Annotated in this window: 10 protein-coding genes and 1 pseudogene; 7 read left to right on the plus strand and 4 right to left on the minus strand. The window is 71.7% G+C overall.

Features of this window, described 5'->3' with window-relative positions:
• Window positions 1–16: 16 nt before the first annotated feature.
• Window positions 17–985 carry an ABC transporter permease gene (locus AC1WTP_RS18265; protein WP_481650472.1) on the minus strand — a complete coding sequence of 323 codons (969 nt, stop codon included), beginning with the start codon at window positions 983–985 and terminating at the stop codon, window positions 17–19.
• A gap of 62 nt (window positions 986–1,047) precedes the next feature.
• Window positions 1,048–2,595: an ABC transporter substrate-binding protein gene (locus AC1WTP_RS18270; protein WP_481650473.1), complete on the minus strand. Its 1,548-nt coding sequence runs from the start codon at window positions 2,593–2,595 to the stop codon at window positions 1,048–1,050.
• 288 nt (window positions 2,596–2,883) lie between these two features.
• Here AC1WTP_RS18270 and AC1WTP_RS18275 point away from each other — a divergent pair, with 288 nt between their 5' ends.
• From AC1WTP_RS18275 to AC1WTP_RS18300, 6 genes and pseudogenes are all read left to right on the plus strand, one after another.
• Complete coding sequence (locus AC1WTP_RS18275; protein WP_481650474.1) at window positions 2,884–3,867, plus strand: serine hydrolase domain-containing protein; 984 nt, start codon at window positions 2,884–2,886, stop codon at window positions 3,865–3,867.
• A 373-nt stretch (window positions 3,868–4,240) separates the two neighbouring features.
• Window positions 4,241–5,128, plus strand: a complete 888-nt coding sequence (locus AC1WTP_RS18280) for an ABC transporter substrate-binding protein (protein ID WP_481650475.1) — start codon at window positions 4,241–4,243, stop codon at window positions 5,126–5,128.
• 8 nt (window positions 5,129–5,136) lie between these two features.
• The gene (locus AC1WTP_RS18285) at window positions 5,137–6,093 is read left to right on the plus strand and encodes an amino acid ABC transporter permease (protein WP_481650476.1); all 957 of its coding nucleotides are present in this window, start codon (window positions 5,137–5,139) and stop codon (window positions 6,091–6,093) included.
• A complete protein-coding gene (locus tag AC1WTP_RS18290) occupies window positions 6,090–6,854 on the plus strand; it encodes an amino acid ABC transporter ATP-binding protein (protein WP_481650477.1) in 765 nt (254 codons plus the stop codon). Before AC1WTP_RS18285 ends, AC1WTP_RS18290 begins: the two co-directional genes overlap by 4 nt.
• On the plus strand, window positions 6,854–8,476 hold the full coding sequence (locus AC1WTP_RS18295; protein WP_481650478.1) for an N-acyl-D-amino-acid deacylase family protein: 1,623 nt from the start codon (window positions 6,854–6,856) through the stop codon (window positions 8,474–8,476). The genes AC1WTP_RS18290 and AC1WTP_RS18295 overlap by 1 nt, the downstream gene beginning before the upstream one ends.
• A gap of 38 nt (window positions 8,477–8,514) precedes the next feature.
• Window positions 8,515–9,102: pseudogene (locus tag AC1WTP_RS18300) on the plus strand (serine hydrolase); the annotation flags it as partial.
• Between the two features lie 50 nt (window positions 9,103–9,152).
• Here the strand turns inward: AC1WTP_RS18300 and AC1WTP_RS18305 are convergent.
• Together AC1WTP_RS18305 and AC1WTP_RS18310 are read right to left on the minus strand one after the other, a co-directional pair.
• Window positions 9,153–10,172: a LysR family transcriptional regulator gene (locus AC1WTP_RS18305; protein ID WP_481650479.1), complete on the minus strand. Its 1,020-nt coding sequence runs from the start codon at window positions 10,170–10,172 to the stop codon at window positions 9,153–9,155.
• 217 nt (window positions 10,173–10,389) lie between these two features.
• Window positions 10,390–12,420 (minus strand): hypothetical protein, encoded by a 2,031-nt coding sequence (locus AC1WTP_RS18310; protein ID WP_481650480.1) that lies wholly within the window; start codon window positions 12,418–12,420, stop codon window positions 10,390–10,392.
• A 422-nt stretch (window positions 12,421–12,842) separates the two neighbouring features.
• Between AC1WTP_RS18310 and AC1WTP_RS18315 the strand changes: the two genes are divergently transcribed.
• The gene (locus tag AC1WTP_RS18315) at window positions 12,843–13,844 is read left to right on the plus strand and encodes an aldo/keto reductase (protein ID WP_481650481.1); all 1,002 of its coding nucleotides are present in this window, start codon (window positions 12,843–12,845) and stop codon (window positions 13,842–13,844) included.
• Window positions 13,845–13,860 lie beyond the last annotated feature (16 nt).

Consider the following 13,860-nt stretch of genomic DNA (forward strand, 5'->3'; position numbering starts at 1 on the left):
GTCGCGTTGCGCCTGCTCATGCGGCCCGCACCCGGGGGTCGATGACCCGGTAGAGCAGGTCGGTGAGGAGGTTGACCACGACGAACGTGGTCGCGATCACCAGTACGGTGCTCTGCACCACGGCGTACTCCTTCTGTTGGATCCCGGCGAGCACCTGCCGTCCGAGGCCCGGCACGGAGAAGATCTGCTCGACCACGACGGCGCCGCCGAGCAGGTAGCCGAACTGGATTCCGGTCATGGTGACGATCGGGTTCAGCGCGTTGTGCAGGATGTGGCGCACCCGTAGCCGCCACGGTGCGACGCCCTTCCCGCGGGCGGTGCGGACGAAGTCCTGGGTCTGCACCTCCAGCAGCGCCGACCGTGCCGTGCGCATGATCGGGGCCGCCAGGCCGAAGCCGAGAACCAGCGCCGGAAAGAGCATCTGCTGCAGGTTCAACAACGGGTCCTGGGTGAAGGGGGCGAAACCCTGCGCGTTGGGGTTGTAGTGCGCGTACTTGGAGACCACGGTGAGCAGCGCGGCGCCGAGGAGGAAGTTCGGTACGGACAGCGCCGCCAGGCCGACGAGCTGGCCGAACCCGTCGCGGATGCCGTTGGGGCGCGACGCGGAGAGCATGGCCAGCGGGACCCCGATCAGCAGGCCGATGATGGTGGCCAGGACCGCGAGTTCCATCGTGACCGGCAGGGCGTTCGCGGTCATCTCGAGCACCGGGGCGCCGGCGCGGCGGGAGAAGCCGAGGTTGCCGGTGAGCACGTTGCCCAGCCAGGAGAAGAACTGCAGGATCAGCGGCTGGTCGAGGCCGTAGTACGCGCGCAGGGATTCCTGCTGCTCGGCGCTGAGCCCGGCGGCCTCGGTGCCGAGGGTGGCGGTGATCTCGTCACCGGGGATCGCCCGCAGGGTGGTGAAGACCAGCACCGCCACCCCGAAGAGGGTGAGCACCGTCTCCACGAGTCTGCGGAGCAGCGGGTGACGTGCGATGGACCGCACCGGCACCTCCTTGGGTGAGGGTCCTGCCGGGCGGTGCGTGGACCGCCCGGCAGGTCGTGCGGTTACTGCAGCGAGATCTCGCGCAGGTTCTGCAGGGATCCGTTCGCCAGCGGGGTGAAGCCGGAGACGCCCTGCGTGGTCGCGGTGTAGTTGTAGCTGGAGAACAGCCACACCCAGGCCGCGTTGTCCTCCAGGTGCCGGGAGATCTGGGTGTAGATCTCCTTGCGCTTGGCGGCGTCGGTGGTCGCCTTGCCCTCGGCGAAGAGCTTGTCGAGCTCGGGCGAGGAGTAGCCGGCGACCTTGTTGAGGTTGCCGGTGCTGGTGAAGTAGCGCCCGTACATGCCGTCGGGGTCCGGGCGACCGCCGTTGAGAGCCACCGCCGCGCTGAAGTCGGCGGCGACCCACTTGTCCACGAACGCGCCGGACTCCAGCGTCTGCAGGGTGAGGTTGATGCCAGCCTCCTTGAGCTGGGCCTGCAGGTTCTGCGCCTCGTTGACCGAGGTGGCGTACTCGCCCTGGGAGACGATCGCGGGGATGGTCACGCCGCCGGCGAAGCCGGCGCCGGCCAGCAACTGCTTGGCCTTTGCCACGTCCCGGTTCGGGCACGGGCGCGCGGCGGGGTCGGACTTGTAGGCCGGGGAGGTGATCGGTCCGGTCACCTCGCCCTCACCGAGCGCGGCCGTGTCCAGCACCTGCTTGCGGTCGATGGCGCAGGAGATGGCGAGCCGCACGTCCAGCTTGTCCAGCGGCGCCTTGCGGGCGTTGAGCTGCAACACGTGGTACGAGAGGTTCGGCGTCTTGGTCACCGTGAGCCCGCTGCCCTCGGCCGACTTGGCCACCAGCGGATCGTCGAGCGAGGCGAACTGGACGTTGCCGGACTGCAGGGCCGCCACGACCGACGTCTGGTCCGGGATGATCCGGAACTCGAGGCCGCTCAGCTTCGGCTTGCCGCCCCAGTAGTCGCCGTTGGCGGTCAGCTTCACCGACTGGCCGGCGGTACGGCTGTCGAACCTGAACGCGCCGGTGCCGTTGGGCTTCTGGCCGACCGTTTCCGGGGTGTCGTCCTTGGACAGCATCGCCAGGTTGGTGGTGGCGAGGCCGGCGAGCAGACCGGCGTCCGGCGTCGACAGGCGCAGCACGGCGGTCTGCGGATCGGGCGTCTCGACCGACTGGATCGACGCGAGCGTGGCCGCGGCCACCGCCGCGGTCTCCGGCTTCTTGATGCGCTCGATCGACGACTTGACGTCGGCGGAGGTGAACGGCTTACCGTCGTGGAACGTCACGCCCTGACGCAGTGTCAGGGTCAGGGTCTTGTTGTCGTCGGAGTACTGCCACTTCTCGGCCAGACCCGGCCTGACGTTGAGGTCGTCGTCGAGTTCGGTGAGCGGGCTGTACACCTGCTCGAGCAGACGCACCGCCTGGAACTGCGTGGCCTTCCACGGTTCGAGAGTGTTGGGGTCGGCGGTGTAGCCGACGACCAGCGTGCCGCCGCCGGTCTGCCCTTCCTTGCCGGGTGTGCCGCTGGAGCAGCCCGTCGCGACGAGGGCGGCGGCGGTGACGGCCACCAGGCACCTGGTCGCTGGTGAGCTCAGCGCGCTGGGGAGCTTCACGTTCCTTCCCTCCGGTATGCCACGGCCGCATCGCCGCGGTGCCACGGGCGCCGCGCTCTCTGCCGTCGTCGACGGCCGTGCGCCCCGGCGACCGAGTATCAAGAGGTTACGGAGCGCTGTCAATAGTTTCCGACGTGCGGGCGCGCAGTGAAAGAAGTTGCCACCTGCGGTATGGTCATCTTCGTGTCCAGACTGAGAACATTGCTGGTCAACGGCCTCGAAGGCGATCATCGCCCGCTCTACAGCGCAGCCGTCGCACTGATTCAGCGCCACGGACACCCCACTGACGTGGCTACGGTTGGTCACCTTTGCCGGTACGCCGACGCGGACGGCAAACTGCTCGCACCGGAGATCCTCCAGCCCGCCGTGGAGTCCACGATCTTCGACCTCGCCTCGGTGACGAAGCTGTTCACCACGACCGTTCTGCTGACCCTGGTCGACGAGGGCGCGGTGAGCCTCGACGAGCCGATCGCGGAATGGCTGCCGGCCTTCGGCGACGGCGAACGACGGCGCATCACCCTGCGCCACCTGCTCACCCACACCTCCGGACTGCCGGCGCTGCTGCGCCTGTGGACCGACTGGCCGGACCACGAATCCCGGGTCCAGGCGGTGCTGGACGCCCCACTGGTCGCCCGACCCGGCGCCAGCTTCGAATACTCCTGCGTAGGCTTCATGGTTGCCGGACTGCTGGCCGAGCGGATCACCGGCCACCGGCTGCCCGACCTGGTGCACGACCGGATCTGCCGACCCCTGGGGCTGACCGACACCGGCTACCTGCCCGACCCCGCACGCGCCGCCCGAGCCGCCGCCACCGAATACCAACCCGACATCGGCCGGGGCATGCTGCGCGGCAGCGTTCACGACGAGAACTCGTGGTCACTGGGCGCGACGGCGGGCAACGCGGGGTTGTTCGGCACAGCCGCCGACGTCGCCCGCTTCGGCGAGATGCTGCGGCAGGGCGGCGTCCTCGACGGGGTCCGCGTCCTGCGTCCGGACACCGTGGACGAGATGACCCGCGATCACCTGCCGCCGGCCATCGACCCGGGCTTCCGCCACGGCCTCGGAGTCCGCATCGGCGACGAGCACTGGATGGGCACCCTGGCGGCCGCCGGGGCCTTCGGCCACACCGGCTTCACCGGGACGTCCCTCCTGGTCGACCCCGGCCGGGACCTCGTGGTCGTCCTCCTGACGAACCGCGTGCATCCCAGCCGCGAGTGGTCGGACATCGCGGAGATCCGACGGGCCGTGGCCGAGTCGGCCGCGGGTACCTGACCGGTTCGTCGAGCCGCCGGGCAAGGCCGTCATCGGCGGCCGCATCCGCCGCGACCCCCAACGCAAGATCGTGTACGCCCACGAAGACCTCGCCCTGTGTCGGTGAGCATGGCGGTCGGTATCCGCATGTCGCCGCCGGCCTGCTCGGCCGGCGCTACGGCGGTGAGCGCCTCGGCGCCGTGGTTGCGCAGCGGGTGGTGACCCGGCGGGCCGGCAAGGGACTCGCGGCACGTCTGGTGGACGGGTGGCGCTCTCGGTGAGCGCCGATGTCGAGCATCGAACTATCCGCTGCTCACCATGCAGAGCATTCAGGCTGTTCATGCTGGCTGATCCCGGATAGGGTCCCGCCAGTCGCCCAGCCAGGAGGTTTACCGTGCTCAGGAAGCGTGTACTCCACGTCGTCATCGGTCTGGTCACACTGTCGGTCGCGGCAACGGGTTGTGGCCGGTCGACGAGCGGGCAGACGCCGCAGCCCGGCGGCGCGGCCTCGGTCGCCGCCGACGCCAAGGCCGCCGATCTGGTGCCCGCCGCCCTCAAGGAGAAGGGTGTCCTGCGAGTGGCCACCGCCGAGGGCTACCCGCCGATGGAGATGTACCGGCAAGGTACCCAGGAGCTGATCGGCGTCGACCCGGAGCTGGCCGCGGCGATCGCCGGGCGGCTCGGCCTGAGGCTGGAGATGACCAACGCCAGCTTCCCCGGCCTCATCCCCGGTCTGCAGGCCGACCGCTGGGACCTGGCGATGTCCTCGATGAGCGACACCGAGGAGCGGCGCAAGGCCGTCGACTTCGTCGACTACTTCCAGGCCGGTGGCGCGATCATGGTGGCGAAGGGCAATCCCGCCGGCGTCAAGGACCTCGCCGACCTGTGCGGCCGGGCCGTCGTGCTCGCCAAGGGCAGCTCCAACCTCGCCATCGGCGAGGGGCAGAACGCCAAGTGCGCGAAGAAGATGACGATCTCGCAGAGCGAGGACGCCCCGACCGGCCTGCTGCAGATCGACGCCGGGCGCGCCGTCGCCACCATCGTCGACTACCCGGTGGCCAAGATGCTCGCCCAGGAGAGCGGCAAGTACGAGGTGCTGGAGGCGCAGTACGAGGCCGGCCCGTGGGGCATCGCGATCGACAAGAAGGACAGCCAGCTGCGCGACGCGGTGCAGCGGGCGCTCCAGGAGCTGATCGACAGCGGCGAGTACACCAAGATCCTGGAGAAGTGGGGCGTGACGGGCAGCGCCATCCAGGCGGCCACCGTCAACAACCAGAAGTGAGTGCGCCGGTGGACCCTACCGTCGAGGAGCAGGAAACCGCCGCCGCGGGCCCGGCGCCGGACGGCCCCGACCCGGAGCCGAACCGGATCAGCCACCCCCTGCGGCCGGGGCGGTGGCTGGCCGCCGGCGTGACCACCCTGGTCCTGGTCTGGCTGGGCTGGACCATCGCCGTCAACCCCAACCTGCACTGGGACATCGTCGTCGCCTACCAGTTCGACCGGGTCATCCTGGAAGGGCTCTGGGTCACCATCCAGCTCACGGTCGCGTCGATGCTGATCGGCGTGGTGCTCGGCGTGGTGGTCGCGCTGATGCAGGTCTCCAGCAGCCGGATCCTGCGCACCGGCGCGATGGCCTACGTCTGGTTCTTCCGCGGCACCCCGCTGCTGGTGCAGCTGATCTTCTGGTTCAACATCGCGCTGATCTTCCCGGAGATCGGTCTCGGCGTGCCGTTCGGCGGCCCGAAACTGGTGACCTGGGAAACGAACGCCCTCGTCACCGGCTTCGTCGCGGCGCTGCTCGGGCTCAGCATCAACGAGGGCGCCTACATGAGCGAGATCGTCCGGGCCGGACTGCGGGCCGTCGATCCCGGCCAGCAGGAGGCCGCCGCGGCGCTGGGCATGTCCCGCCCGAAGATCATGAAGCGGGTGGTGCTGCCCCAGGCGATGCGGATCATCGTCCCGCCGACCGGCAACCAGTTCATCTCCATGCTCAAGACCACCTCGCTGGTCTCGGTGATCGCCGGCGCCGACCTGCTCACCGTCGCCCAGCGGCTCTACCTGACCAACTTCGAGGTGATCGCCCTGCTCATCGTCGCGTCCATCTGGTACCTGCTGCTCACCACCGTCGCCAGCGTCGGCCAGTACTACCTGGAACGCCGGTTCAGCCGCGGCTTCGGCACCACCGTCCCGGTCACGCTGCGCGGGCGGATCGGCCGCAACCTGCGGTTCACCGGGAGCGCACGATGACCGCCCCGATGGTGCGGTGCCGGCAGCTGCGCAAGAGCTTCGGCCGCATCGAGGTGCTGCGCGGCATCGACCTGGTCATCGAGCGCGGCCAGGTGGTCTGCGTGGTCGGCCCCTCCGGCTCCGGCAAGTCCACCCTGCTGCGCTGCCTCAACCATCTCGAGGAGCCCCAGGCGGGTCGGGTCTACGTCGACGGCGAACTGATCGGATACGAGGAGCGCGGCGGGCGGCTGCGACCGTTGCCGGACGCCCGGCTGCGCCGCCAACGCGAGTCGATCGGCATGGTGTTCCAGCGGTTCCACCTCTTCCCGCACCGCACCGCGCTGGAGAACGTGATGGAGGGCCTGGTCGCGGTCAAGGGCGTCGGGACGGCCGACGCCCGCCGGCACGCCGGTGACCTGCTCGACCGGGTCGGGCTCGCCGACCGGGCCCACCACTACCCGGCGCAGCTCTCCGGCGGGCAACAGCAGCGAGTGGCCATCGCGCGGTCCCTGGCGATGTCGCCGAAGCTGATGCTCTTCGACGAGCCGACCTCGGCGCTCGACCCCGAACTGGTCGGCGAGGTGCTGGAGGTGATGAAGGACCTCGCCGCCAGCGGCATGACGATGGTGGTCGTGACCCACGAGATGGGGTTCGCCCGCGAGGTCGGCGACCACCTCGTCTTCATGGACGACGGGCTGATCATCGAGCAGGGCCCGCCGCGGGAGATCCTCGCCGCCCCACGGCACGACCGGACCCGCGCGTTCCTGTCCAAGGTCCTCTGATGGCCCAGCTGGACCTGCTGATCACCGGCGGGACCGTCGTCGACGGCACCGGCTCGCCCGCCCGTACCGCCGACGTGGGGGTGCGCGACGGCCGGTTGCTGCTGCTGCCCCCCGGAAGCCGCGGCCCCGCCGCCGAGGTGGTGGACGCGGGCGGCCTGGTCGTCACCCCGGGCTTCATCGACGTGCACACCCACTCCGACCTGCTCGCCGGCGACGACGAGCAGCGGGAGATCCTGCGCCTCGCGCCGCTGCGGCAGGGCGTCACCACCGAGATCTGCGGCAACTGCGGGATCAGTCCCTTTCCGGTCCCGGCCCGGCGCGCGGAGGCGGTACGGGACCTGGTCGCCGCGACGTTCGGCCCGCCCGCCGCGACGTACCCGTCCTTCGCGGAGTTCGCCGCCGCGCAGGACGTGGCCCGGCGCAACCACCTCGCCGCCCTGGTGGGCCACGGCACGCTCCGCGCCGCCGTCGTCGGCTACGCGCAGCGGCGCGCCACCCCCGACGAGGTCCAGCGGATGTGCGACCTGCTCGACGAGGCGCTCGCCGCCGGCGCGGCCGGGCTGTCCACCGGGCTGATCTACTCGCCGGGAGTCAACGCGGGCACCGACGAGGTCATCGCGCTCGCGCGGGTGGCCGCGGCGCACGGGAAGCCGTACGTGACCCACCTGCGCGACGAGATGTCGCAGGTGGAGTCGGCGCTGGAGGAGGCGATCGACATCGCCACCGCGGCCGGCGCGGCGCTGCAGGTCTCGCACCACAAGACGGCCGGGCGGCGCTCCTGGGGCGCCACGGTCCGCACCCTGGCCCGACTCGAGCGGGCGCGGGCCGACGGCCTGGACGTCCGCTGCGACGTCTACCCGTACACCGCCGGCAGCACGGCCCTGCACGCCATGCTGCCACCCTGGGTCATCGCCGACGGCGTGCCCGCGATGCTCGCCGCCCTCGCCGAGACGGCCGTCCGCGACCGCATCCGCGCCGACCTGTCCGCCGGGCTGCCCGGCTGGGAGAACACCGTCGGCAACGGCGGCTGGGACCTGATCCGGGTCGCGTCCGCCCCCACCACACCTGACGTCGAGGGGCACACCGTCGCCGATCTCGCCGCCACCCGCGGCGTCGACCCGATCGACTACGTCTGCGACCTGCTCGCCGCCGAGGCAGGCAACGTGACCATCCTCAGCCACTCGATGCGGGAGGACGACGTCCGGCGGGTGCTGGCCAGCCCACTGGCGATGATCTGCTCCGACGGCGTGCCCAAGCCCGGCCGGCCCCACCCCCGCTGGGCGGGCAGCTTCGCCCGGGTCCTCGGTCACTACGTCCGCGAGGTGGGGTTGCTGAGCCTGACCGAGGCCGTGCACAAGATGACCGGGATGCCCGCCCGGCGTTTCGGCCTGCGCGAGCGGGGCCTGCTCGCCGACGGGTACGCGGCGGACCTGGTGATCCTCGACCCCGCGCAAGCCGCCGACGGCGCGACCTACGACGACCCGCTGGCTCCGCCGCGCGGGATCCGCGCCGTGGTGGTCGACGGCCAGGTCGTCGTCGACGGCGACCGGGTCACCGACGCCCGACCGGGGCGGGTGCTGGCCGTACCGGACCGCGAGCGGCTCCTGCGGGGGCAGCCGTGACCGGCGGCGGCCCGGCCGCCCCCGTGCGGATCGGGGCGATGGTGCGGCGGCTGGACGACGGGCGCACCCTCTCCCACGACGAGGACCTGGTCCTGCCGCTGGCCAGCGTCGGCAAGGTGCTGCTGCTCGGCGAGGTCGCCCGCCGCATCGCCGCCGGCACCCTCGCCCCCGACCAGCGGGTCGACCTGCTCGACGACGACCGGGCACTCGGCGGCACCGGCCTGCTCGGCCTGCTCTCGCCGCGCCCCTGGACCGTCGCCGACCTCACCACCGCGGTGGCCGCGGTCAGCGACAACGCCGCCACGAACGCGCTGCTCCGGCTGGTGACACTGGAAGCCGTACGGCACCTGGCCCGCACCAGCGGCCTGCGCGCCACCGCCGTGCACGACCGGATCCGGGCCACCCGTGGCCCGGGCGTACCGCCGAGCTTCGCGACCGGCACCGCCCACGACCTCTGCACCTTCCTCGCCGACGTGGCTACCGGGAACTGGCAGAGCCGGCGGGCGTCGGAGCTGCTGCGCGGGTGGCTCGCCCGCAACACCGATCGGACGCTCGTCGCCGACACCATCCGGCACGACCCGTGGTCGACCGGGGGAGTCCGGGTGGCGAACAAGACCGGCACCGACACCGGTGTCCGCGCCGACGCCGGCATCGTCGCCGGCCCGCACACCGTCGTCTACGCCGTGGTCGCGGCGTTCCCGCCCGGGGCGGAGCGGGCCGCGGTGGCGGAGCTGCGGCGGTGGGGTACGGCGGTCGACCGGCTCGCCGGCGCCGACGGCCACCGCTCGGCCAACTCCTGACTGAGCCCCGCGGCGGCGTCGGTCAGCCGGTCGACGAAACTGCCGACCACCGGATTCGGGTTGCCGGGACGCAGGGCCACCCCGATCTCGCGGTGCAGGTTGGCGTGGGTGAGCGGCCGGACCGCCACCCCGCCGGGGTTCCGCAGGCCCAGCGACGGCATCAACGCGACGCCGACGCCGGCCCGGACCAGGCCCAACACCACCTCGTAGTGGTCGCTGCGGCAGCGGATCCGGGGCTGGAACCCCTCGGCCCGCGCCGCCAGTTCCAGCACCGACACCTCCCCCTGCACGCCGAGCGTGGTGATCCACGGCTCGTCGGCCAGGTCGGTGAGCCGCAGCCGCCGTCGTCCGGCGAGCGGGTGGTGTGCCGGCAACACCACCAGCTGCGGGTCGACCATCAGCGGGGACACCGTCGCGAAGGGCGCCTCCCGGGTCGGACTCAGCGGATGGTTGAACACCACCACGAGGTCCAGTTCCCCCTGGTTGAGGCGGGGGAGCAGCTCTGATGGCTGCCCCAGGATCAGGGCCAACTCGACCTGGGGATGCTCGGCGGTGAAGCTCGACAGGGCGCGCGGCAGCAGCTCCGTGCCGGCGGTGGCGAAGAAACCGATCCGCAGCAGGCCGCGCCGGCCTTCCCCGTGGGCGGACAGATCGTCGCGGGCGGCCGACATCAGATCGGCGATCTGCTGGGCGTAGTCGGCCAGCCGCTGACCCGCCACCGTGAGCCGCAGGCTGCGCGGCCCCCGGTCCACCAGCGCCACGCCGGCTTCCTGCTCCAGGGTGGCGAGCTGGTGGGAGACCGCGGACGGGCTGAGCCGGAGCTGCTCGGCCGCGGCGACGATGGTCCCGTGCCGGGCGATCTCCAGCACGACCTGCAGGCGCGCCGTGTTGAACATGCGTGGACCGCCTTTCCCTGCTCCCCGGCGGCGCGGACGGCCCCGCCGCCGCCGGACAACCCCGCGCGGCTCACTCGGGGCGCGGCGCCGGGTCGGAGGCGGGTCGGGTCAGCGTCCCGACGGCCTGTTGAGGATACGCACGATCAGCGGAAGCGGGGTTGCGGGTCGGCAGCGACGCCGGCCGCGCCTGTCCGGCGCGACCGGCGTCGCTGTCGCGTCAGGGGCAGGGCCCGCCCGCGCAGACGTCGATGATCTTGCCGGTGAGCAGGAACGTCGCCTTCTGCTCCTGCGCCCCGGGCTGGGCGCGCGGGAACTCGTGCGAATCGTCGCCGTACTCCGGTCCGGCCGGGGCGAGGTTCGTCGGTGGCGGCGCGTACGCCGCACCGCTGTTCCAGATCACGACCGCCGAGCCGGTGTACGGATACGCCCGGATCGGTGTGATGCCCCAGTACGGCCGCACGTCGAGTGACCAGCCGTCGGCGAGGGCAGGGGTGTGCAGGCGGGCGCCGATGGTGCGCGCCTGGACCTCCGCCGCGGCGGGGGAGACCTGCTGGTCACCGAAGGCCACGTGCATCAGCACCTGATGCGCCGGAGTGCCCGGCAACGGGTTGCCGGTCATGTGCTGGGCGTACCCGTTCGCCTCGGACCGGTCCCAGAGCATCTGCAGCAGCGCGAAGATCAGCTGCTGGTCGACCTTGTCCGGGTAGTACCCGTCCATGATCGATTGGAAGGGGGTGAAGTCCACGCTGCGCTGCAGCAGCGTGGAGTAGTTCATCGCCGGCACGCCGAGCACCGACCGGGTCCAGTCCTGGGCGATGGCGGTGAGCGCTCCGCCGTTGATGCCACCCTGGCTGTTCCCGTCGTAGTGCAGCCCGCCCACCACGTCGATCAGCGGTTGCCCGCCGGCGTCCTGGAACGCCGGGTCGGCGGCGAACCCGCCCGGGTGGATCATCGCCCGGCCCAGGAAGAGGAAGTTCAGGAAGCTCTGCTGCAACCGGTCGGCCACCGCGGGGAAGGCGCTGAGGTCGGTGAAGGCGCCGGCCACGTACGGGACGTCGGCGGCGGCCATGCCGATCCAACTGGTCGCGCAGAAGGTGAAGTCGTACGTGTTCGACATGGTCTTGACGTTGCCGGCGTTGATCTCGGTCGGTCTGCCCAGCAGGCCGTGACCGTAGAGCGAGAGGTGCGCCGGATCGGCGCCGGACGCGCTGCGCGGGATGTTGCAGACGAAGTCGGCGTGCAGCGTCGCGCCGGACGGCGTCGGCCGGGCGTACGCCGTGGGTGGGCTTCCGTCGCCGCCGGCCGGTCCGTAGTGCAGCCGCGAACCGGGTCCGCCGCTGCCGGTCAGATAGGACGGTACGGCGATGGTGCCGGTCACCTGCCGGGCGATCCGCGCATCCTGCTGGGGCGGGTAGTCGGTCACGGTGGTGACGGTGAACGACGGGGCCGCCGCGCCCAGCGTGGCGAAGGCGTTGTCGCGGATCGCCAGCATCCGTCCGGTCAGGCCCTGCCGGCTGGCCACGGTGAAGTCCCAGGCCAGGTAGAGGCTGTGCCGCTTGACGCCGACCCGGGTCAGGTCGGCGAGGATCCGCTTGATCTGCGGGCCGCGGCGGTCCCGGGGGCCCAGGCCGCCGCCGGTGACGTACGTCCCGAACGCGGCCGGCGCCGGGATCAGCTCCCCGTTCCGGTCGCGCATGCCGCGCAGGCCCACGACGTACCGGGTGCCCTCGGCCAGCGCCACCGCCGGCCGGATGATGAGCACCTGCCGGTCGGGCCGGCCGGCGGCGTGCGCGTCCAGCTCCGCCCAGTACGGCGTGCGCTTGCCGGTGGCCGTGTTGAGCAGCACGATCGGCGCGTCCGGCGCCAGCGAGCGGCCGATGTCGGTGACCGGGGCGATCCTGGTGGCCGCGGCGTCCAGGCCGGGCACGCGCACCAGGATCGGCGAGCCGGGGCTGAACCCGTCCTGCCGGTTCCATTCGGCCGGGTCGATCGGGGTGCCGTGCACGTTGGCGGGCATCGCGGCGGCCGCGAACCGCACCCGCTTTCCGGTGGGGCTGGCGGGATCGGGCACCGTGAAGTGGTCGTTCGGGAACGGCAGCAGGCACGCGGTCGGGTCGATCGGGTCGCAGTCGCCGTGCGCGGCCGGTTGCCGCGCGGGGGGTTCGGCGGCTGCGGGGGTGCCGAGCAGGACCGCACCGACGGTCACCAGCACGGACACGGTGAGACGGAGCCGTCTGGGGGTGGTCACACGCATCTCCTTCGACGGTGGACGGAGTGGACGGATCCACGGAGCCGACGCTGGTGGGAGGAGCCGGGGGTGGGGCGTGGTGTTCTTCCTACGCCCGCCGACGAATCTCGGCAAGGGCCTGACCACCACCGCCCGGGCCTTGGAGGACACCGGGGCGCGATGCTCCCTGCCGACCTGCCGACCTGCCGACCTGCCGGCCTGCCGGCCTGCCGGGCCGGCCGCACGGACGGGGGCAGGCCGTCGGCGGGGGTGCAGGGTCGGCCTGCCGACGGACCCTGACTCGTCGGTCCAGGGCCCGTGTCACGGCCGGCTGTGACACATCACACATGACGAATGACGAATTAGCAATTCCGTCATTCGTCAGCCTACTGTTGTCCTCGGTCGCAGGCTGACCGAGGACAACGAGGAGAGGAAGCAAGAGGATGGAGAAGCGCACGCTCGGCACACACGGACCGCAGGTTTCGAAGCTGGCGCTCGGAGCGATGGGCATGTCGGACCTGTACGGGCCCGCGGACGATGCGGAGAGCATCGCCACGATCCACGCGGCGCTCGACGCCGGGATCACCTTGATCGACACCGGGGACTTCTACGGTTCTGGCCACAACGAGCTGCTGATCCGGGATGCGCTCCAGCAGCGCAACCGCGACGAGGTGGTCATCAGTGTCAAGTTCGGCAGCCGGCGCAGCCCGGACGGTGGGTTCCAGCCGGTCCCGGCGGACACCGACCCGGTTGCGGTCAAGGACCGGCTCTCGTACACCCTGCGCCGGCTCGGGACCGACCACGTCGACATCTACCGGCCGACGCGGCTCAACCCGAACGTGCCGATCGAGGACACCGTCGGCGCCATCGCCGAGCTCGTCCAGGCCGGTTACGTGCGCTACATCGGGCTCTCTGAGGTCAGCGCGGCAACGCTAGGCAGGGCCGCCGCAGTCCACCCCATCAGCGACCTGCAGATCGAGTACTCGCTCCTCTCCCGCGGCATCGAGGCCTCCATCCTGCCCACCGCCCGCGAGCTGGGCACCGGGATCACGGCCTACGGGGTCCTCTCCCGGGGACTGCTGTCGGGACACTGGACGCCGGATCGCGAGCTGGCGGCGAACGACTTCCGCGGGCACTCGCCGCGCTTCCAGGGCGAGAACCTCCGGGCGAACCTCGACCTCGTCGACGCGCTCGACCGGGTCGCCCGATCGATCGGCGCCACTGTGGCGCAGGTCGCGATCGCCTGGGTCGCGTCACGCGGCTCGGACATCGTGCCGCTGGTGGGCGCTCGGCGGCGGGATCGCCTCCAGGAATCCCTTGCGGCCGCCGAGCTGGTCCTGAGCCAGGACGACCTCGCCGCGATCGAAGCAGCCGTGCCGGCGGGCGCGGCCGCCGGTCACCGCTACCCCGCCCAGCACATGGCAAGCCTGGACAGCGAGCGCTGAGCGGCACCGCATCAGC

The organism is Micromonospora sp. R311, from assembly GCF_056780015.1.